Source organism: Streptomyces sp. NPDC030893 (assembly GCF_055571535.1).
Genome location: NZ_JBVIFC010000005.1, coordinates 365038 through 386122 on the forward strand (window position 1 = coordinate 365038; position 21085 = coordinate 386122).

Annotated in this window: 16 protein-coding genes and 1 tRNA gene; 9 read left to right on the plus strand and 8 right to left on the minus strand. The window is 73.8% G+C overall.

Annotated elements, in window-relative coordinates; all coding sequences use genetic code 11:
• Window positions 1-267: 267 nt before the first annotated feature.
• Complete coding sequence (locus ACZ434_RS13735; protein ID WP_468455153.1) at window positions 268-1365, plus strand: mechanosensitive ion channel family protein; 1098 nt, start codon at window positions 268-270, stop codon at window positions 1363-1365.
• A gap of 233 nt (window positions 1366-1598) precedes the next feature.
• Window positions 1599-3818 carry an NADP-dependent isocitrate dehydrogenase gene (locus ACZ434_RS13740; protein WP_468455155.1) on the plus strand — a complete coding sequence of 740 codons (2220 nt, stop codon included), beginning with the start codon at window positions 1599-1601 and terminating at the stop codon, window positions 3816-3818.
• Between the two features lie 109 nt (window positions 3819-3927).
• On the opposite strand, the gene ACZ434_RS13745 is transcribed toward ACZ434_RS13740, so the two are convergent.
• The gene (locus ACZ434_RS13745) at window positions 3928-4269 is read right to left on the minus strand and encodes a DUF5713 family protein (protein ID WP_468455157.1); all 342 of its coding nucleotides are present in this window, start codon (window positions 4267-4269) and stop codon (window positions 3928-3930) included.
• An 85-nt stretch (window positions 4270-4354) separates the two neighbouring features.
• On the opposite strand from ACZ434_RS13745, the gene ACZ434_RS13750 reads away from it, so the two are divergent.
• Window positions 4355-5152, plus strand: coding sequence for an N-formylglutamate amidohydrolase (locus ACZ434_RS13750; protein WP_468455159.1), 798 nt, complete (start codon window positions 4355-4357; stop codon window positions 5150-5152).
• 981 nt (window positions 5153-6133) lie between these two features.
• On the opposite strand, the gene ACZ434_RS13755 is transcribed toward ACZ434_RS13750, so the two are convergent.
• The 3 genes from ACZ434_RS13755 to ACZ434_RS13765 are packed head-to-tail and all read right to left on the minus strand — an operon-like array spanning window position 6134 to window position 8684.
• Window positions 6134-6604, minus strand: coding sequence for a hypothetical protein (locus ACZ434_RS13755; protein WP_468455313.1), 471 nt, complete (start codon window positions 6602-6604; stop codon window positions 6134-6136).
• Between the two features lie 5 nt (window positions 6605-6609).
• The gene (locus ACZ434_RS13760) at window positions 6610-7194 is read right to left on the minus strand and encodes an RNA polymerase sigma factor (protein WP_468455161.1); all 585 of its coding nucleotides are present in this window, start codon (window positions 7192-7194) and stop codon (window positions 6610-6612) included.
• A 59-nt stretch (window positions 7195-7253) separates the two neighbouring features.
• Window positions 7254-8684: a S8/S53 family peptidase gene (locus tag ACZ434_RS13765; protein ID WP_468455163.1), complete on the minus strand. Its 1431-nt coding sequence runs from the start codon at window positions 8682-8684 to the stop codon at window positions 7254-7256.
• A 165-nt stretch (window positions 8685-8849) separates the two neighbouring features.
• On the opposite strand from ACZ434_RS13765, the gene ACZ434_RS13770 reads away from it, so the two are divergent.
• Window positions 8850-11417: a CHAT domain-containing protein gene (locus tag ACZ434_RS13770; RefSeq protein WP_468455315.1), complete on the plus strand. Its 2568-nt coding sequence runs from the start codon at window positions 8850-8852 to the stop codon at window positions 11415-11417.
• A gap of 207 nt (window positions 11418-11624) precedes the next feature.
• Here the strand turns inward: ACZ434_RS13770 and ACZ434_RS13775 are convergent, their stop codons facing one another.
• On the minus strand, window positions 11625-13361 hold the full coding sequence (locus ACZ434_RS13775; RefSeq protein ID WP_468455165.1) for a LuxR family transcriptional regulator AbsR2: 1737 nt from the start codon (window positions 13359-13361) through the stop codon (window positions 11625-11627).
• A gap of 96 nt (window positions 13362-13457) precedes the next feature.
• Between ACZ434_RS13775 and absR1 the strand changes: the two genes are divergently transcribed.
• Complete coding sequence (absR1, locus tag ACZ434_RS13780) at window positions 13458-14543, plus strand: beta-glucuronidase AbsR1 (protein WP_468455167.1); 1086 nt, start codon at window positions 13458-13460, stop codon at window positions 14541-14543.
• Window positions 14544-14697: 154 nt separating this feature from the next.
• On the opposite strand, the gene ACZ434_RS13785 is transcribed toward absR1, so the two are convergent.
• Window positions 14698-14771: transfer RNA gene (locus ACZ434_RS13785), tRNA-Pro, on the minus strand.
• A 169-nt stretch (window positions 14772-14940) separates the two neighbouring features.
• Between ACZ434_RS13785 and ACZ434_RS13790 the strand changes: the two genes are divergently transcribed.
• Window positions 14941-16104, plus strand: coding sequence for a Gfo/Idh/MocA family protein (locus ACZ434_RS13790; RefSeq protein ID WP_468455169.1), 1164 nt, complete (start codon window positions 14941-14943; stop codon window positions 16102-16104).
• A 134-nt stretch (window positions 16105-16238) separates the two neighbouring features.
• Here ACZ434_RS13790 and ACZ434_RS13795 read toward each other — a convergent pair whose 3' ends face one another.
• On the minus strand, window positions 16239-16844 hold the full coding sequence (locus ACZ434_RS13795; protein WP_468455171.1) for a TMEM175 family protein: 606 nt from the start codon (window positions 16842-16844) through the stop codon (window positions 16239-16241).
• 54 nt (window positions 16845-16898) lie between these two features.
• Window positions 16899-17933, minus strand: coding sequence for a LacI family DNA-binding transcriptional regulator (locus tag ACZ434_RS13800; protein WP_468455173.1), 1035 nt, complete (start codon window positions 17931-17933; stop codon window positions 16899-16901).
• 109 nt (window positions 17934-18042) lie between these two features.
• Between ACZ434_RS13800 and ACZ434_RS13805 the strand changes: the two genes are divergently transcribed.
• Genes ACZ434_RS13805 through ACZ434_RS13815 form a run of 3 tightly spaced genes read left to right on the plus strand, consistent with a single transcriptional unit; the run spans window position 18043 to window position 21072 of the window.
• On the plus strand, window positions 18043-19218 hold the full coding sequence (locus ACZ434_RS13805) for a phytanoyl-CoA dioxygenase family protein (protein ID WP_468455175.1): 1176 nt from the start codon (window positions 18043-18045) through the stop codon (window positions 19216-19218).
• Between the two features lie 20 nt (window positions 19219-19238).
• Window positions 19239-20015, plus strand: coding sequence for an SDR family oxidoreductase (locus ACZ434_RS13810; protein ID WP_468455177.1), 777 nt, complete (start codon window positions 19239-19241; stop codon window positions 20013-20015).
• 52 nt (window positions 20016-20067) lie between these two features.
• Complete coding sequence (locus ACZ434_RS13815) at window positions 20068-21072, plus strand: Gfo/Idh/MocA family protein (protein WP_468455179.1); 1005 nt, start codon at window positions 20068-20070, stop codon at window positions 21070-21072.
• Window positions 21073-21085: the final 13 nt, after the last annotated feature.

Here is a 21085-nt window from a genome sequence, read left to right on the forward strand (position 1 = left end):
CCCGGGAAGGACGCCGGGTTCGGGGTGACTGCCGCCGCCGGGGTGCGGGGCGGGGGTCTGTCGCGGGGGGCGGCACGGCTCGTTCGGGGACCGGTGGTGGACCGTCGTGGTACGAACTGCCCTGCGGGATACGGCAGGATGAGCGGTCGTGCCGACCGCGGGTCAGGACGGCCGGCACCCACGCACATCCCGATGACCTCGAGCAGGTGACCACGTGACACGACTTCACATACCCCCGTCGGCCCGGGCATGCGCCGGAGGTGGCCGGTGACCCGCCCGCTCACCGTGGACGATCTGGTGTTCGCCGGTATCGCCCTCGCCGCCGGCCTGCTGGCGGCGTTCCTGCTCCGCATGCTGCTGCGCTGGCTGGGCCGGCACGCGGAGCGCACCAACTGGCGCGGTGACGACGTCCTCGTGGACGCGCTGCGCATGATCGCGCCGTGGGCGGCGGTCGCGGGCGGCATGGCCTCCGCCGCGGCGGCGCTGCCGCTGACCCGGACCGTGCAGCACAACGTCAACCAGGTGCTGACCCTGCTGGTCATCTTCGCCGCCACGGTGTCGGCCGCGCGGGTCGTCGCGGGCCTCGTACGCTCGGTCACCCAGGCCCGCTCCGGTGTCGCCGGATCGGCGACCATCTTCATGAACATCACCAGGATCCTGGTCCTGGCGATCGGTTTCCTGGTCGGCCTGCAGACCCTCGGCATCTCCATCGCCCCGCTGCTCACCGCGCTCGGCGTCGGCGGTCTCGCGGTCGCCCTGGCGCTGCAGGACACGCTCGCCAACCTGTTCGCGGGCATCCACATCCTCGCCTCCAAGACCGTGCAGCCCGGTGACTACATCCGGCTGAGCAGCGGGGAGGAGGGCTATGTCGAGGACATCAACTGGCGGCAGACGACCGTCCGCGAGCTGTCCAACAACCTCGTGGTCATCCCGAACGGCCAGCTCGCCAAGACGAACATGACCAACTTCATGCGGCCCGAGCAGCAGCTGACCATCCTGGTGCAGGTCGGGGTGTCGTACGACAGCGACCTGGAGCAGGTGGAGGCGGTGACGAAGGAGGTCGTCGCCGAGGTGATGACCGAGATCACCGGCGCCGTGCCGGAGCACGATCCGGCGGTGCGCTTCCACACCTTCGGGGACTCCCGCATCGGATTCACCGTGATCCTCGGCGTGGGCGAGTTCAGCGACCAGTACCGGATCAAGCACGAGTTCATCAAGCGGCTGCACCGCCGCTACCGCGAGGAGGGCATCCGCATCCCCTCGCCCGCGCGTACGGTGGCGCTCCAGCAGGGCGCGGTGATGTTCCCCCAGCAGCGGGACGCGGAGTCCGCGCCGGACGAGATGACCGTCACCCGGCCGATCTGAGGTCCGCGACGGGCGGTCCGCCGGGGCCGGACGGGTGCTCCGCGGGGCCGGTCAGGCGGTCCCGCGGGGCCGAGCAGGCGGTCCGCGGGGCCGCACGGGTGATCTCCCGCCGCGGCGGCGCGGCCGTGTGGCGGGAGATCGCCGGGAAGTCGGCGTGGACCCCTGTCGAGCCGGGGACCGTCACAAGATATCTTGATGTCGAGCAATGTTGCAGACGTGGAGCGGAGCACCCGGTGACTGACTCGACCATCATCTATACGCACACTGACGAGGCCCCGGCCCTGGCGACGTATTCCTTCCTGCCGGTGGTCCAGGCGTACGCCTCGCAGGCGGGTGTCGCCGTGGAGACGCGGGACATCTCGCTGGCCGGACGCATCATCGCCGTGTTCCCGGAGTACCTGACCGAGGACCAGCGCATCCCGGACGCCCTCGCCGAGCTCGGTGAGCTCGCGAAGACGCCCGCGGCCAACATCATCAAGCTGCCGAACATCTCGGCGTCGATCCCGCAGCTCAAGGCCGCGGTGGCCGAGCTCAAGGAGCAGGGCTACGCGCTGCCGGACTACCCGGACGACCCGAAGACCGACGAGGAGCGCGAGATCCGCGCCCGCTACGACAAGGTCAAGGGTTCCGCCGTGAACCCGGTCCTGCGTGAGGGCAACTCCGACCGCCGGGCCCCCGCCTCGGTGAAGAACTACGCCAAGAACCACCCGCACCGCATGGGCGCCTGGACCCCCGAGTCCAAGACCAACGTCGCCACCATGGGCACGGACGACTTCCGCTCCACCGAGAAGTCGGTCGTCATCGCCGAGGACGGCGCGCTGCGCATCGAGCTCAAGGGCGACGACGGCTCCACCACCGTGCTGCGCGAGTCCGTACCCGTCCTCGCGGGCGAGGTCGTCGACGCCTCCGTGATGCGCGTCGGCGCGCTGCGCGAGTTCCTGACCGCGCAGGTCGCCCGCGCCAAGCAGGAGGGCGTGCTGTTCTCCGTGCACCTCAAGGCCACGATGATGAAGGTCTCCGACCCGATCGTCTTCGGCCACGTGGTGCGCGCGTTCTTCCCGAAGACGTTCGCCGAGTACGGCGACAAGCTCGCCGCGGCCGGCCTCTCCCCGAACGACGGCCTGGGCGGCATCTACAAGGGCCTGGAGTCCCTGCCCGAGGGCGCGGAGATCAAGGCGTCCTTCGACGCGGAGCTCGCCGAGGGCCCCGAGCTGGCGATGGTCGACTCCGACAAGGGCATCACCAACCTGCACGTGCCCTCGGACGTCATCGTCGACGCGTCCATGCCGGCCATGATCCGCACCTCCGGTCACATGTGGGGCCCGGACGGCCAGGAGGCCGACACCCTCGCCGTCCTGCCGGACTCCAGCTACGCCGGTGTCTACCAGGCCGTGATCGAGGACTGCCGGGCCAACGGCGCCTACGACCCGTCCACCATGGGCTCGGTGCCGAACGTCGGTCTGATGGCGCAGAAGGCCGAGGAGTACGGCAGCCACGACAAGACCTTCGAGATCCCCGTCACGGGCACGGTCCGGCTGGTCGACGCGGACGGCAACGCCGTCATCGAGCAGGCCGTCTCCGCCGGGGACATCTTCCGCGCCTGCCAGACCAAGGACGCCCCGATCCGCGACTGGGTGAAGCTGGCCGTCACCCGTGCGCGCGCCACCGGCGACCCGGCGGTGTTCTGGCTGGACGCCACCCGCGCGCACGACGCCAACCTGATCGCCAAGGTCGAGCAGTACCTGCCGGAGCACGACACCGAGGGCCTGGACATCCGTGTCCTGTCCCCGGTCGAGGCGACCAAGCTGTCGGTGGAGCGCATCCGCCGCGGCGAGAACACCATCTCGGTGACCGGCAACGTGCTGCGTGACTACCTCACCGACCTGTTCCCGATCCTGGAGCTGGGCACCAGCGCCAAGATGCTGTCGGTCGTCCCGCTGATGGCGGGCGGCGGCCTGTTCGAGACGGGTGCGGGCGGCTCGGCGCCGAAGCACGTGCAGCAGCTGGTCAAGGAGAACTACCTGCGCTGGGACTCGCTCGGTGAGTTCTTCGCGCTGGTGCCGTCGCTGGAGCAGTACGCGGCGGCCACCGGCAACGCCCGTGCCAAGGTTCTCGCCGACACCCTCGACCGCGCCACGGCGACCTTCCTCAACGAGGACAAGTCCCCGACCCGTCGCGTCGGCGGCATCGACAACCGCGGCAGCCACTTCTACCTGTCCCTGTACTGGGCGCAGGAGCTGGCCGCCCAGACCGACGACGCGGACCTGGCGAAGGCCTTCGCCCCGCTCGCCGAGGCGCTCGCCGCCAACGAGGCGAAGATCGTCGAGGAGCTGAACGCCGTCCAGGGCAAGCCGGCCGAGATCGGCGGCTACTACCAGCCCGACCCGGCCAGGGCCGCCGAGGTCATGCGCCCGTCCACCACGTGGAACGAGGCACTGGCGTCCCTGAGCTGACGCGAGCACCTTCGGGTGATCCGGTGATCCTGTGATCCGGTGATCCTGTGATCCGCCCCGGTCGGCAATGCGTCCGACCGGGGCGGTTCCATGCCCCCCGCGGGCCGGTTCACCACTCGCGCGGGGCGATCAGCTCCTCGATGTCGGCGTCCGCGAAGCCGTAGGCCCGGGCGACGAACCAGAACTCCTCGCCTATCGCGTCACGGGCCACCGTCTCGATCTCACTGCCGGCCGCCTCGAACGCGGCCTGGAGGTCGTTGAACTCCTCCGTGGCGGCGTGGGTCAGGGCGTAGAGCGCGGCGAGGCCGGCGGGCCGGTCCGCCTCGATCCGTGCGCAGAGGGCGAGCAGGACCGCCCGGCCCCGGTCCACGACATGGTCGGGGTAGTAGTCGCTCCGGTACAGGGCCCGCAGGAACGGGTGGGCTGCGATGTGCTCGTTGCTGATCGGCATGCGGGGCCTCGTTCGTCGGCGTTGTCAGTGGGGTGTGGCACCTTGATCCTTCCGTGTGCCACTGACAACGCCCTGGAGCAGCCGTATGACCGATGTCCCGCCGTCCTTCGCGTTCCTTCCCGGTGACGCGGACTCCCCCGTGATCCTGCATGTCCCGCACTCCGCGCGGGAGATACCGGCCGACGTGCGGTCCGGGATCGTGCTGGACGATTCCGGGCTGGAGCGGGAGCTGGACCACATCACGGACGCGCACACCGCGTCGGTCGCGGAGGCGGCGGCCCGGGCGGCCGGTGCCGTGCCGTGGCGGTTCGTGAACCGGCTGTCGCGGCTGGTCGTCGACCCGGAGCGGTTCCCGGACGAGCGGGAGGAGATGCTGGCGGTGGGGATGGGCGCGGTCTACACGCGGACCACGCACAAGGACGTGTTGCGGCCCGACGGATTCGACGCCGGGCCGCTGGTCGAACGGTACTTCCGGCCGTACGCGCGGGCGATGACGGAGGCGGTCGCCGGGCGGCTCGCGGCGACCGGACGGGCCGTGATCATCGACGTGCACTCGTATCCGAGCGCGCCGCTGCCCTACGAACTGCACGGCGACGGGCCCCGGCCGGAGATCTGCCTGGGCACCGACCCCTTCCACACCCCACAGGGGCTGCTCGACGCCGCGCGAGAGGCGTTCGCGCCGTGCGGGGAGACGGGGCTGGACAGCCCGTTCGCGGGGACGTACGTACCGCTGGAGTTCTACGGGAAGCGGGCGGAGGTGTCCGCGCTGATGGTGGAGATCCGCCGGGACACCTACATGACCGAACCGGGCGGCCCCGCGGGCCCAGGCCTCCCCCACCTCGCCTCGGCACTCGCCACCCTGGTCGACGCGGTCTCCGGCTGACGCCCGGCGCCACGGCAGTACGAACCCCGGCCGCCCGGGCGGCGCGGGCGGCCCCGCGGGCCCCCGCGTACACCGCCCCGCCTCGGCACTCGCCACCCTGGTCGACGCGGTCTCCGGCTGACGCCCGGCGCCACGGCAGTACGAACCCCGGCCGCCCGATCCAGCGGCGGGCCACCGCACACGGACGGGCCCCGGGAACCGGCACCGGCCCACCCCGACGACGGGGCCCGGTCCGGAACGGTCGGGCTCCACCGCCGGGCCCCGGCTCAACCGCCCGCGCGGGGGACGGCCGGGGCCCGCACCGTCCCAGCCGCCCGGCGACGCGGGCGGCCCCGCGGGCCCCGGCATGCACCGCCTCGCCTCGGCGGTCGCCGCCCTGGTCGACGCGGTCTCCGGCTGACGCCCGGCGTCACGGCAGTACAGACCCCAGCCGCCCGCACCGGTGGCGAGCCACCGCACGCGGACAGCCCCCGGGATCCAGCACCGGCCGCCGCTCCAACCTGACGACGAAACCCGGTCCCGGACGGTCGGGCTCCACCGCCGGGCTCCGACGCAGACGCCCGCGCGGGCCCCGGTGTGCACCGCGTCGCCTCGGCACTCGCCACCCCTGGTCGACGCGGTCTCCGGCTGACGCCCGGCGCTGTGGTGGCAGGCGTGGCGGCGACCGCCCGTGGGGGGCGGCCGGCGGCTCCGGTGCTGCGGGCCCGGCCTGGCGGTGCGGCGCAGTCAGGGGCGGCCGGCCCGGCCACCCGGCACGGCGGGGACGCCCGTGCGGGGCGTCGCGGGTCGGCCGCCCACCGGGCCCCAGGTCCGGCGTCCGTGCGCCGGTGGCTCAGGGGGCGTCGGTGCGAGGCCGGAGCGGGTCGGTCTGCGCCGGGTGCGGTCGGCCAGTTCCCGCCCAGGCGGCCGGAGCACCGCGGCAGCGGGGCGGGGCCGGACTCGGTGTCGTCCGTCCGTGCTGCTCCGCCGTCCCCGGAGGGGTCAGGCTCGGAGCCACTCCGTGGTGACCACCTCGTCGCCGGTGCGCAGGCGCAGGGCGAACGGGCCGGAGGGGGCCGTGTCGGCGGTGAAGCGGCCCATGCCGTCGGCGGTGAGCGCGGCGGTCGTACGGGGGCCGCCGAGCACCTCGATGCGGGCCGGCTGGGGCGGCAGTACCTGGCCCATCAGGCCCTGCGCGCTCACCTCCACGTCCAGCGTCACCTCGCCCGCGCTGAACGTCAGCATGCGCGGCACGTCCGTCGCTCCCCTGACCGGAAGGGCGTCGACCAGCGAGTCGAAGGTCAGCTCGGCCACGCGGGCGTCGAGGTCGTGCAGCGCGTAGGCGTCCACGGCGGCCTGGAGGAGGGCGGGAGGCATCGGGTCCAGGACGGCCGCCGCCTGCCGGAGTTCCTCCTCCAGCAGCCCGGTGTCGAAGTCGTCGCCGAATTCCGCGTCGTCGTTCATGTCGCTCATGTCGCTCACGTCGTCCACGATGCTCCCCGTGCCTCGAGCCGGGCCCGCAGCCGGCGCAGACAGCGCTGGCGGAGCGGACCGATGCTGCCCACCGCGATGCCGAGCGCGGCGGACACCTCCTGATAACTGGGCGGCGGCGAGGCGATCAGCACGCGCAGCAACTCCCTGCACCGCTCACCGAGTTCCTCGAACTCCTGCCACAGCCGCCGCACGCGTTCGCTCTGCGCGGCCGCCTCCTCCGACTCCAGCAGCGACTGCTCCGGCGTGCCGTCCTCGCTGACCCGGTCCAGCAGATGCGGATCGTCCGTCAGCATCAGCCTGCGCGCGTTCCGGTGCACCTTCAGGCACTCGTGCCGCGCGGTACTGGCCAGCCAGGACCCCGCCTTCTCCGGTTCCCGGATCCGCCCCAGATGCTGGGCGAAGCGGAACCACACCGTCTGGCAGACCTCGTGTGCGTCGGCGTCGGAGAGCCGGTGCGCGCGCACCACGGACCACACCAGGGGGCCCAGCCCCTCCACGATCGCCTTCCAGGCCGCCGCGTCGCCGTCGACAGCGGACCGGACCAACGCGCCGACTTCCCTGTGCTCCACGGTCCCACCCCTCGTGTACGGCACGTCATGGTACGCCGTGGAGGGGACGGCTCCGCTCCTCATGCCCGCGCGGAGGGCGGTGAGACCTGCACGGGGCGCCAGGTGGGCGGAAGGAGCGCGGGAACGTGCGCCCCGCGCACTTCGGCGAACTCGGTGGTGGAGTCCATGAGTTGCCGGCGTGCCTTGCGGGGTTCGGTCTGGGCCTGCGCCGTCATCTGGGCGGCGATCATGCCGACGGCGACGGGGGTGGCGAACGAGGTACCGCTCCACTGGGCGAGCCCCTCGAACATCACCTGGTCCGGCTTGGCGGAGCCGCCGTCCTCGCTCAACACGCCCGTGTGGCGCGGGTGCAGGCAGGTGCAGGCGTAACCGAATCCGTAGCGGCAGGCGTCGTAGGTGGAGTGCTGGTAGACGTACGGGACGGGGGTGTCGAAGCCGGTGAGGGCGCTGGTGAGACGCTCGCCCGGCGCGTACGCCTTCACCCAGCCGCCGTGGTTGCTGAAGCAGGCGCCGAACTCGCCGTCCCCGCGCAGGGCGCCGACGGACAGCACGGCGTTCTCGTAGCCGGGCAGGTCGGCGTAGGCGGCCGGCCAGAAGGGGGTGGCGCTGCCGTTGTTGCCGGCGGCGGCGACCAGCAGCGTGTGCTGCTCGCGCAGTTCGCGCATGAAGGCGTCGACGCCGAGGAGGCCGTCGGTGCGGCCGTTGGAGGTTCCGGCGGACAGGCTGATGACATCGGGCCAGCCGTCTTCGTCGACGGCCTCGAAGAGCTTCTCGCCGAACTCGGACTCCAGGATGGCCCCGGCGTCGTTGAGCGTGCCGCGCACGGTGATGTCGGTGTTGGGGGCGACGGCGGCGACGAGTCCGGCGATGAAGGTGCCGTGGCCGCAGTACTGCTGGAGGATCCCGTCGTCGTCGCACTCGGCGACCTGGGCGTCGCCGCGGGTGTGGGCGAGCAGCGGGTAGGAACGGTGGTCGTGCATGAGCCCGGTGTCGATGACGAGGACGCCGACGGCGCTGTCCGGGTCGTGGGCGGCGTCCGCGGCGGCCGGGTTGGGCCGCGCGCCGGGCGCGACGGGCACCGGCTCGTCACCGGGGCAGGCGTTGACGGCGATCGACACCACGTGGTTGCGACTGATCAGCCGGCGCCCGGTGCGGCCCTCGGTCGCCGAGAGCGCGCGCAGGGCGCCCGCGACGGCCGGGTCGCCGCTGCCGTCGCCCCGGCCCGGGTCGGCGACCTGGATCCGGGTGATGCCGGAGCGGTTGGTCTCCGGGCTCGCCCGGCGCACCCGGTCCGGGGTGAGCCCGGCGAACGTGGTGAAGTGCTGCCGCACGGTGTCCTCGACGACGCGGGCCTCCTCTCCGTCGCGGGCGAGGACGACGCCCTTCTCGTAGAGGAACTCGCCCGCGTCGTCGGGCCCCATCGCCAGGGGTACGTCGGGCATGGAGCGCTGGATCTGTGCGAACTGCTCACGGAAACGCTGTGGTGCCATGGCATGTCCTCCACTCGGGCGACGGCGGCCGCGGCCGCGGAGCTGTCGTGATGAAGAGTCGGGGGGCGGTCTTTTGATACAACGTCACACCTGTGGGGCGTGGTTGCGGACCACTACCATCGTGGGGTGACAGCCGGAAGCGACACGGTGCTGGAACTGCTGCCGATGGTGTTCGCCGCCCCGGGTGAGGCGCTGGCGAGGGCGGAAGGGGTCCTGAGCGGCCGTCCCGCGCCGCTGCACGCCTCCGTCGCCCATCAGGTGATCGGCATCTGGCAGCGGGACTTCGGCGACATGCGGCTCGCCCTGAGCCATCTGCGGCGGGCGCGGGCCTGGGCGGCCCGCGCGGACTCCGCCGAGCGGGAGGCGGACGTCCTCGCCACGCTCGGGGTCGCACTGGTGCACGCGGGGCGCACCCGGCAGGGCATGGACGCCCTGCGCCGGGGCGTCGAGCGCGGCACCGGGCACACCCGCGCGCGGGTGCTGTTCCGGCTGGCGTACTCGTGGTGGGTGCTGGGTCATCACAAGGAGGCCCTGGAGGACGTGCGGCGGGCGATTCCCGTCCTGCGGCAGGCCGATGACGTCATCTGGACGGCGCGGGCGCTGACGCTGCGGGCGACGGTGCATCTGGCGCTCGGCTCGGTGGACCGGGCGGACGCCGACTTCACCGCGGCGGAGGCCCTCTGGGAGACCACCGGCCAGGAGCACGACAAGGCTGACGCGGTGGAGAGCCGGGGCCTGGCGGCGTTCCGCTCGGGCGACGTCCCGGCGGCGCTGCGGCTGCTCGACGAGGCGGAGGAACGGTACGCCAAACTGGGCACGCCCACCTTCATGCTGAGCATCCGGCGCTGCGAGGTGCTGATGGCGGCCGGGCTGGCCGCGGAGGCACTGGCGGAGGCGGACACGGCGCTCGGGGCGCTGGACGGGATCGGCGGGCAGTCGACGCGCAAGGCGGAGCTGCTGCTGGCCGCCGCGCGGGCGGCCCGGCTCGCGGACGATCCGCGGACGGCGATCGCGCGCGCGGCGCTGGCCGTGCGGCTGTTCGCCGGCCAGCGGCGCACCTGGTGGGAGGCGCACGCGCGGCTGGTGCTGATCGGGGCCCGGCACGCGGCGGGCCGCGGTTCGGGCCGGCTGGTCGCGGAAGCGGCGGAGGTCGCGGAGAAACTGGTCGCGCTGGGCGCTCCGGCGGCCCCCGAGGCGTCGCTGCTCGCGGGCCGGATCGCGCTGGACCTCGGCTGGACGGCGGACGCGGAGCGGCACCTGGCGGTCGCCGCCCGCAGCCGGCGCGGCGGACCGCCCCTCGCGCGGATGACGGGCTGGGCGGCGCAGGCGCTGCGCGCGCAGGCCGCCGGTTCCCCGCGCGGGGTGCTGGAGGCGTGCCGGCGCGGCCTGGACGTGCTGGACGACCACCGGATGACGCTGGGCGCCTCGGAGCTGCGGGCCCGGGCGACCGCGCAGGGGGCCGAGCTGGCCGCCCTCGCCCAGAAGGCCAGCCTGGTCTCGGGCGGGCCCCGGCGGCTGCTGGTGTGGAGCGAGCGCCGGCGTGCCACCGCCCTGTCCGCACCGCCCACCCGGCCTCCGGCCGACCCCGCGCTGCTCAGCGACATGACCGCCTACCGGGAGATCGCCGCCCGCGCGGAGGAGGCCCGCAGGGAGGGCAAGCCGGTGCCCGCGCTGGAGCGGGAGCAGCGGCGCCTGGAACGGGAGATCCGGTCCCGGACGCTGCACATGCGCGGTGCGGCTCCCGACGGCGGGGACCGCTTCGACGTCGGCCGGCTGCTGGCGCGGCTGGGCGACGACGTACGGCTGGTGGAGCTGGCCGTGCTCGACGGGCGGGTGCAGGTGCTGCTGTGCGGGCGGGGCAGGGTGCGGCGGTTCGAGGCGGGGCTGCTGGCGGCGGCGGAGACCGAGGCCGAGCACGTACAGGCGGGGCTGCGGCGGCTGGCCCATCCGGGGGCTCAGGCGCGGTTGCCGGTGGTGGAGGCGGCGGGCCGGCGGCTGGAGGAGCTGCTGCTGGGTCCTGCCGCCGCGCATCTCGGGGACGGGCCGGTGGTGATCGTGCCGCCGGGGCGGCTGCACCGGGTGCCGTGGGCGCTGCTGCCCTCGCTGCGGGAGCGGGTGCTGAGCGTGTCCCCGTCGGCGAGCAGCTGGCTGCGCGCGCGGGAGACGGCGCCGCCGCGCGGGGGCCGCCAGGTGCTGGTGCGCGGTCCGGGCCTGGCGACCGGCGGCGCGGAGGTGTCCGAGCTGGCCGGCCGCTACGGCGGTGCGACGGTCCTGGAGCACGAGGACGCGACGGTGCCGCGGGTGCTGACGGAGCTGGACGGGGCGGGACTGGCGCACATCGCCGCGCATGGCGCGTTCCGCGCGGACGGGCCGTTGTTCTCGTCCCTGCGGATGGCCGACGGGCCGCTGATCGTGCACGACTTCGAGCGGCTGGACCGCAGCCCGTACCGGATCATCCTGTCGTGCTGCGACACGGCCCGGTTCGCCTCGGTCGGCGCGGACGAACTCCTGGGCCTGGTCACGGCGTTGCTGCCGCTGGGCACGGCGGGGGTGGTGGCGTGCAGTGCGCCGGTCAATGACGCGGCGGTGGTGCCGCTGATGCTCGCGCTGCACGCGGGGCTCGACGCGGGGCTCTCCCTGGCGGAGGCCCTGCGCGACGCGCGCGCCGCGCTGCCGGCGGATGCGGTGCACCGGGCCACGGGGTGGGCGTTCACCGCGTTCGGGGCGGCGTGAACCAGTCGGTCGGCGGCTGCGGGTCGTCGGTGACTGCGGGTCGTCGGTGGCTGGTCGCACTCACGCGGGGGAGCCTCGAGTGTAGGGCCCCGCGCCCCTTGAGGTCGGCGGAGCCCCGCCCCGTCAAGGGCCGCGGGGTGCCGCCGCGTGGGTGCGACCGGCCGGCGGCCTTCCGCAGCCGCCGGCGGGGCCGCGCCGTCCGGGCTGTCAGGCCGCGACCACCGCGCGGCGGTCGGAATGGCCGAGGCGGGTGTACGCGCCGTACAGGTGATTGCCGACCGTGCGGACGGAGAGGGTGAGCCGCTCCGCGATCTGCCGGTTGCTCAGTCCCGCCGCCGCCAGCGCGACGATCTGCCGCTGCCGGGCGGTCAGTTCACCCAGCACCAGCCCCGACAGCGCAGGCGTCCCCGCGTCGTCGCAGCGCCGCGCCAGAGCGACCGCACGCGTGCGGGCCGTGCGGGCCGCGAGCGGTTCGCGGTGGGCGGGCACGGCCTGGGCGTACGCCTCCGCGGCGAACAGCAGGAAACCGCGCCGCGCGAGTTCCTCCGCCACCCGGTCCAGGCCGGGTCCGTCGGCCCGCGCGAGGGCGTCGGCGTGGTCGGCGAAGACGCCGGTGAGCCGGCCGCGGGCCCGTTCGGGGGCGCCGAGGCGTACCGCGTCGTAGGGGTCGCCGTCCGGGTCGGGGTTCCCTGCCGCGAGGGCCAGTTCCGTACGGCATTCCTGGTCCGCGGAGTCGGTGTGCAGGCCCTCGTGGGCCCATGCGGCCGCCTCCCGCAGTTCGCCGCGCAGCCGGGCGTACCGGGCGCGCAGGGCCGCGTATCCGGGCGGGAGCGTCGCCCCTTCCCCGGCGAGCCCCTCCCCGACGAGCCCCTCCCCCACGAGCCAGTCGCCCACCGGTGCCGGTGTCGCCGAGACGTCGGCCCGTTCGATGCGCCGGGTCAGCTCCGCCGCCTCGGCGTCCAGGGCGGGGGCGTACTCCTCGGGCGGGCGGGCGAGCCTGCGGGTGCGCAGCCGGCCCGCGGCGGAGCGCAGGACCGGGCCGTGCAGGGGGTCGGCCAGGCGGATGCGGTGGTCGTCGTCGACGTGGATCAGGCCGTCGGCCTCCAGCCGTTCCAGGGCGGTGAGGTCCAGGTCGTCCGCGGCGGGGCACAGGGGCTCGGCGAAGGCGAGCCGGTCGAGCGTCTCGCGCTCGCCGGGGCCGCGGTCCAGGAGGTCCGCGGTGCGCCCGCGTACCGCCGGGGTGAGGGGCACCGGGCCGCGCCAGGCCCAGGTGCCCGGGACGGCGCCGGGCCGGCCGGAGTCGCGTACCGCGTCGGCGAGTTCCCGCAGCAGCCTCAGGTCCCCGTCGCAGAGCCGGTGCAGCCGGCGCGCGGTGAGCGGCTCGGGGCGCCTCTCCGCGTCCGCCGAGAGCAGCCGTACTGTCTCCTCCCGGGGCAGCGGCGCCAGGGCGAGGCGGGGCAGCAGTTCCCCGGTCCACAGCCGGGACACGGCGGCCGGCACCGGCTCGCCGTCGGTGACGACGACGAGCAGCCGGGTGCGGCCGTGTGCGGCGAGCTGGTGGAGCAGGGCGGCGGAGGCGTCGTCGAGCAGATGCGCGTCGTCCACGAGCAGGGTCCGCACCCCGGAGAAGTGGTGCAGCGCGCGGTGCAGGGTGACGGGTTCGGGCAGCAGGTGGGCGAAGGCGGCGAAGGAAAGGTGCCGGCTGTGCGGGGTTCCGGTGACCCGGGCGCAGTCCGTGCCGTGGACGGCCTCGGTGACCAGCCGGGTCTTGCCCCGTCCGCCCGGCCCGGTCACCACCAGCCCGCGCCGGGCGCCGCTCAGCGACCGTCGTATCAGGTCGAGTTCGTCCTCCCGGCCGGTGAACGGCCAGGCCGGGGGCGGTGTCGTCGGGTCCTTCGCGTGCGTCTCGCGCGGTCCGGTGGCGTGCTGTCGTGAAGTCGTCACGAGAACAGGAGCACGGGTACTCAATCCTGATACAGGGCCGGTTGAGCAGACCCCGGCTCAGGCGCCGCGACCGGGCCGCGGGGCAGCATGTGGTCCATGACCGCTCGCCACTGCTCGCTGCCGCAGCAGCCGGCTCCCGCGTATCCGCCGGGGCTGGCCGCCGAGCGGCTCGGCGCGCTGACCGGCGGGCGGCGGCTGTGGGTCAACGGCACGGTGCTGCACTACTGCTTCTTCGACGGCGACCAGGAGGGCTCCCGGATCTCGGTGCCGGGCACCGGGCGGAGCCGCTGGGTTCCCTGGGGCGGGGCCAAGGAGCAGCAGGACGTGGTGCGCGAGTGTTTCGAGGAGTGGCGGGGGCTCGGTCTCGGGCTGACGTTCACCGAGGTCCGGGACCGCACGGAGGCGGAGCTGCGCATCGGGTTCCAGTGGGGCGACGGCTCCTGGTCGGCCGTGGGCCGGGACGCGCTGCGGACCGGAGTGCACGAGCGGACCATGAACTTCGGCTGGGACCTGACCGCGCCGGGTGAACGGGCGGCGGCCCTGCACCAGATCGGGCACGCGCTCGGCATGCTGCACGAGCACCAGAGCCCGTACGCCGGCCTCCACTGGGACGAGGAGGCCGTGTACGCCGAGCTGGCGGGCCCGCCGAACCACTTCAGCCGGGACAGGACGTACGACAACGTCCTGCGCGAGCTCGGCCCGGACGAGGTCAACGGCCCCGTCTGGGACCCGCAGTCGATCATGCAGTACGCGTTCGAGCCGGGGCTGATCCTGGAGCCGGAGCAGTACCGCGGGGGCGTGCACCCGCCGGGCACGCTGTCCCCGGCGGACAAGGAGTTCGTGCTGCGCCGGTATCCGCCGCCGTCACCGGGGCAGCCGCCCGCGCTGGTGCCGTTCCGGTCGGTGCCGCTGGGCCTGGGGCCCGGGGAGCAGGCGGACTTCCGTATCGACCCGCCGGAGACCCGCGACTACACGGTGGGCACCTTCGGCGACGCCGACCGGGTCGTCGTGCTGTTCGAGGAGCGGGACGGGGAGCCCCGCTTCCTCGCCGGTGACGACGACGGGGGAAGCGGACGCGACGCGACGATCGTGGCCCGGCTGGTCAAGGGCCGCCGCTATCACGTCCGTATCCGTCTGTACTCCGCGTGGGGGCCGGGCGAGACGGCGGTCATGTGCTGGTGACGGCACATGCCGGGCCGTCGACATCAGAGCCATTTCCGGCGCCGGGGGAGCGGCCGGGGCACGCCACCTTCGGGGGAGGGCGGCGTGCCCCGGCCCACATACGGCGAAGGGAGCCGTACCGGACGATTCCGGTACGGCTCCCTTTCGACTTCCGTCGGGACGACAGGATTTGAACCTGCGACCCCTTGACCCCCAGTCAAGTGCGCTACCAAGCTGCGCCACGTCCCGATGCGGCTCACGCGGTGGATCGCGTGATCACGCAGGTCAACCTTACCTCATGTGAAGAGTCGTCCGGTGAGGCGGCGGCGAGGGAATGTCCTGTCAAAAGGTTGACAGGACGCCGCTGCGCGCGGAGGGTGAGCGCACAGGACAGGGAACGGGCCGGAGAGAGGCTTTCATGGTGGATGCGCTGGGTGTCGCCGTCGTGGGATTCGGCTGGATGGGGCGGGTGCACACCCAGGCGTACGCGCGCGTGCGGCACCACTATCCGCAGCTCGCGGTGCGCCCTGAGCTGATCACGGTCGCCGAGGAGGTGCCGGGCCGGGCGGAGGAGGCCGCCGAGCGGTTCGGGTTCGCCTCGACGGCGCGTGACTGGCGCGAGGTGGCCGCCGACCCGCGTGTCCAGGCGGTCAGCATCACCGCGCCGAACTTCCTGCACCGCGAGATCGGTGTCGCGATGGCGGAGGCCGGCAAGCACATCTGGATCGAGAAGCCGGTGGGCCTCGGCCCCGAGGACGCCCGCGCGGTGGCCGACGCCGTCGCCAAGGCGGGGGTCCAGGGCGCGGTCGGCTTCAACTACCGCAACGCGCCCGCCGTGGAGGCGGCCCGCGAGCTGATCGCGTCCGGGGAGATCGGTACGGTCACCCATGTCCGCGTGCGGCTGTTCAGCGACTACGCGGCCCACCCCGAAGGGGCCCTGACGTGGCGTTACGAACGGGAGCGCGGCGGCAGCGGAGTGCTGGGCGACCTGGCGTCGCACGGCGCCGACCTGGCCCGCTTCCTGCTCGGCGACATCGCCTCGCTGACCGCCGACACGGCGATCTTCCTGCCGGAGCGGGCCCGGCCGGCGGGCGCCACGGCCGGCCACTCCCGGGCGGCGGGTGGTGAACTCGGCCCGGTGGAGAACGAGGACTACGTCAGCTGCCTGCTGCGGTTCGCCTCCGGAGCGCGCGGGGTGCTGGAGGCCTGCCGGGTGTCGGTGGGCGAGCAGAACAACTACGGCTTCGAGGTGCACGGTACGAAGGGCGCGGTGTTCTGGGACTTCCGCCGGATGAACGAACTCGGGGTCAGCCGGGGCGGCGTGTACCAGGATCAGCCGGTGAGCACGGTGTACGTCGGGCCGGGGCAGGGCGAGTTCGGGGCGTTCCAGCCGGGTGCGGCGAATGCCATGGGGTACGACGACCTGAAGGTGATCGAGGCGTACCGGTTTCTGCGGTCGGTGGCGGAGGGGGTGCCGTACGGGGCGACCCTCGCCGACGCCGTGCACAGTGCGGTGGTGCTGGACGCGATGGCGCGGTCGGCTGCGAGCGGGGCGTGGGTGCCGGTGGGCACGCCGGACTGATTCCCTCGCCCCCGCCGCCCCTTCCCGTTCCCGTCCCCCGGGGGCGCTGCCCCCGGACCCCCGCTCCTCAAACGCCGGAGGGGCTGGAATCAGCCGCTCCGGCGTTCGAGGAGCGGGGCCGCCGGGCCGTCCCCTCACGGGTTCTCCCGCCGTCCCAGCCACACCTTCGCCGGCACCAGCACCAGCCACCACCACATCGCCGCCGGCCCGATGAGCAGGGCCAGTGGGATGGTCACCAGGAACACCCCCACCGTCACCCCCAGATCGACCGCGGAGAGCTTCTCGTCCCGCACCGGCGCCGCCCCACCCCGCAGCCACGGCCGCCGCGCCACCACCATGGCCAGCGCGAGATGGACCGCGCCGAGCGAGGCGACCGCCGCCGAGTAGATGACCACCGAGGAGCGTTCGTCGCCGTACTCGGAGACCAGCGCGGTCGGGAACGGCACCAGTGCCGCCAGCCCCAGACCGAACACGGTCAGCGCGATCACGTCCCCGTCGACCTGCCGGACGGTGCGGAAGATCGCCCGGTGGTCGCGCCAGAAGCCGGCCAGCACCGCCAGGCTGATGGCGTAGGCGCCCAGGTTGGGCAGCGTGTCGCTCAGGGCCTGCCGGTACTTCTCGGAGTCCAGCCCCTGCGGTACGGAGATGTCGAGCACCAGCAGGGTGATGGCGATGGCGAACACGCCGTCGGCGAGCGCGACCAGCCGTTCGGGCCCGCCTTCCGGGGTCGGTTTCCTCATGCGCACGACGGTAGGCAGAGCCGCCCCGGCTCAGCGGCGTACACGCCTGGGCCGTCACCCGGCCAACGCCGGGGACGGCATGTTGTAGGGGGTCACCACCTGGATGGCGGACGGCGGGGTGGGCCCGGCCGGCGGCAGGGCGCCGTGGGCCCGCATCACGAGGTGGCAGGCCTCGCGCAGGTCGTGACGGAGATCGTGGTGGAGCACGGCGGAGAGCCGGTGCTCGCGCAGCAGCCGGGTGTTGTCGTGGTCGAGGTCGTGGGCGACGAACACGGCGCACTCTCGCCCGGCGTCCTCGAACGCGCGCAGGGTCGCGATGTTGCCGCCGCCGATCGAGTACACCGCGCGGATCTCCGGGTCACGGTCCAGGGCGGCCCGGACCAGGTCGTACTGGGTGGCGTCCAGGCCCTGCCCCTCGGCGATCTCGACGAGGGCCCGGCCGGGGTGGCGGGCGCGCATGGCGCCGCGGAAGCCCATCTCGCGCTCCTCCTCGTTGCGGAAGAAGCCGCTGGAGAGGCTGGTGAGGACATTGCCGGGCCGGTCGCCCAGCCACTGTCCCACGAGGTAGGCGGCGGTGGCGCCGGCCGCCCGGTTGTCGCTGCCGACATGACCGATCCGGGCGCTCGCGGGCAGGTCCGTCACCAGGGTCACCACCGGGATGCCGGCCGCGGCGAGCCGGCCGACGGCGAGGGTGATCTCCGGGACGTCCGGCGCCTTGAGGAACACGCCCTGCGAGCCGCGCCGGCCGATCCGGTCGAGGACGGCGACCAGTTCCTCCGCCGGGCCGGTCTCCCGGAAGTGGAAGCGGGAGCGGACCACCGCCGGGTGCAGGGAGGGCAGTTCGGCCTCCAGGGCGGTGCGGACGGCGGTGGAGAACCGCTCCGGCGACTGCATCACGATGTCCACCATGAAGGTCCGGCCGACGAGCCGGACCTGGGTGCGCTGCCGGTCCAGGTCGGCTATCGCGCGGTGCACCTCTTGCGCGGTGCTGTCCCGCACTCCGCCCCGGCCGTTGAGGACACGGTCCACCGTGGCCTCGCTCAACCCTGCCTGACGTGCGATTTCCCTGATCGGGAAGGGATGGCCCATACGGAGGCTCCTGAGGGGTTTTTGATGGCACCCTGCTGGTTGTTCGAAGGGTTTGTACTGACAAGAATGACACCAGCCGCGTCGCTCCGTGACCAGAAGGGACGACCCCATGTCCGCATCACCTTCCGTGCAGACCCCCGCCCCGGCCGCCTGGCTGTCCGAGGAGGACTGCGACCTGGACGCCCTGCGCGCCCTGGTCGAGCAGCAGACCGACCTCGCCCGCTACCCGCACGCCTCCGCCGTCGAGCGGAACGTGCTGCTCTACGACGCCGAGCGGCTCGCGCCGGCCGACCGCCGCGCCGTACAGGCCGAACTGGTGGAGGCCCTGGCCGACGGTCCCGGCATCGTGGTGGTCCGCGGTGCCTTCCCCGACCCGGCGGTCGTGGACCGGGCCACCGCGGTGTTCGACGCCCTGATCGCCGAACAGCGGGCCTCGGGCGCCGGCGCCGGGGACCACTTCGCCAAGCCGGGCGCCAACGACCGGGTGTGGAACGCCCTGGAGAAGGCGGCGCTGCACGACCCGCGGGCGTTCGCCGACTACTACGCCAACGACGTGATCGCGCTGGTCTCCTCGGCCTGGCTGGGCCCCGGCTACCAGGTCACCTCCCAGGTCAACGTGGTCAACCCGGGCGGTGCCGCGCAGACCGTGCACCGCGACTACCACCTCGGCTTCCTCTCCAACGAGACCGCCGCCCGCTACCCCGCCCACGTGCACCGCCTCTCCCCCGTGCTCACCCTCCAGGGCGCGGTGGCGCACTGCGACATGCCCGTCGAGTCCGGGCCCACGCTCTACCTTCCGCACTCGCAGAAGTACGGGCCCGGCTATCTCGCCTGGCGGCTCCCGGAGTTCCACGCGTACTTCGAGAAGCACCACGTCCAGCTGCCGCTCGCCAAGGGTGACGCGGTGTTCTTCAACCCGGCGCTGTTCCACGCCGCGGGCGCCAACCACTCGGCGGACATCCGGCGGATGGCCAATCTGCTCCAGGTGTCCTCCGCGTTCGGGCGGGCCATGGAGACCGTCGACCGGGAGGCTGTGGCGGGCGCCGTGTACCCGGTGCTCCTGGCCCGGAAGGCGGAGGGTGCCGGGGAGCGGTGGCTGGAGAACGTGATCGCCGCGAGCGCCGAGAGCTACCCCTTCCCCACCAACCTCGACAACGACCCGCCGGTCGAGGGCCTGGCCCCGCCGTCGCAGGCCGATGTCGTGCGCCGGGCGCTGCGCGAGGGGTGGACCGCGCGGGCCCTGCGGGACGAACTGCGGGCCGGCGGCAAGCGGCGCGAGAGCTGAAAGGAGCCCGGGGACACATCATGGGACTTCTCGACGACAAGGTCGTCCTCGTCAACGGCGGCAGCCAGGGCGTCGGTGCCGCCGTCGCGCGGGCCGCGGTCCGTGAGGGGGCGGTCGTGGCCTTCAGCGGGCGCCGGCCGGAGCCCGGCGAGGCGCTGGCCGCCGAGCTGACCGCCGGCGGCGGCCAGGCGATGTTCGTACGGGCCGACCTGGCCGACGCCGAGCAGGCCGGGGCCTGCGTCGCCCGGGTGGTGGCGGCGTACGGCCGGGTGGACTGCCTGGTCAACTCCGCCGGTCTGACCGCGCGCGGAACCCTGCTGGACACCACGCCCGAGCTGTTCGACCGGCACATGGCGGTCAACCTGAGGGCGCCGTTCTTCGCCATGCAGGCCGCCGTCGCGGACATGGTGCGGCGCGAGGAGCCCGGCACGATCGTCAACATCATCACCTCGTCGGCGCACGGCGGGCAGCCGTACCTCGCGCCGTACGTGGCGGCCAAGGCCGGGCTGATCGGACTCACCCGGAACGCCGCGCACGCCCACCGCTGGGACCGGATCCGGATCAACGGCGTGAACATCGGCTGGACCGCCACCGAGGGCGAGGACGCCACCCAGCGCACCTACCACGCCGCCGGGGACGACTGGCGCGAACAGGCCGCCGCGCGGCTGCCGATGGGCAGGCTCGGCCGGCCGGACGAGATCGCCGACTTCGTGGTCCTGCTGCTCTCCGACCGGTCCGGGGTGGTCACCGGGTCCGTGATCGACTGGGACCAGAACGTCCTCGGCGGCCTCGACTGATCTCCCCCACCCCCCGCCCGTACGAACCCCGCAAGCAAGGAGCACCGTCCCCATGCGTATCGGAATCCTCGGCCTCGGCCGTATCGGCGCCTTCCACGCCGAGACCCTGTCCGGGCTCGACGCCGTCGAGTCCCTCGTCGTCTCCGACCCGTTCGCGGACGCCGCGAAGGCCGCCGCCGAGCGGTTCGGCGCCGAGGTCGCGGACTCCCCCGAGGCGCTGCTCGCGGCCGGGGTGGACGGCGTGGTCGTCGCCGCCGCGACCGACGCCCACCCGGCGCTGATCGTGGCCTGCGCGGAGGCGGGCGTGCCCGTGTTCTGCGAGAAGCCCGTGGCCCGCACCATGGCCGAGGGCGTGGAGGTGCTGAAGGCCGTCGGGGGGCGGGACGTGCCGGTCCAGATCGGTTACAACCGCCGCTTCGACGCGGGCTTCGCCGCCGCTCGGGCCGCCGTACGGAGCGGGGAGCTGGGCACGCTGCACACCGTGCGCTCGACCACGCTGGACCCGGCGCCGCCGCCGGCCGCCTACATCGCCGCCTCCGGGGGCATCTTCCGCGACTGCTCGGTGCACGACTTCGACATCATCCGCTGGGTGACCGGGCGGGAGGTGACCGAGGTGTACGCCGCCGGCGGCAACCGGGGCGCCGACTACATCAGGGACGCGGGCGACGCCGACACCACGGGCGCGGTCCTCACCCTGGACGACGGCACCCTCGCGGTGGTCTCCAACAGCCGTCACAACGCCCGGGGTTACGACGTCCGCATGGAGATCCACGGTTTCCTGGACTCCATCGCGGTGGGCCTGGAGGACAAGCTGCCGCTGCGGTCGGTGGAGCCGGGCGTGACCTTCCCCGCGGGCGTCCCGCACGACTTCTTCATGGACCGCTTCACGGCCGCCTACCGCGCCGAACTGACCGCGTTCACCGAGGTCGTGGCCGGCGGGCGTCCCTCACCGTGCACGATCGAGGACGCCCTGGAGGCGGGCTGGATCGCCGAGGCCTGCACCCGGTCGCTGCACGAGCACCGTCCGGTCACCGTCGAGGAGGTACGGCAGGCCTGAGCGTGCCGCGCCG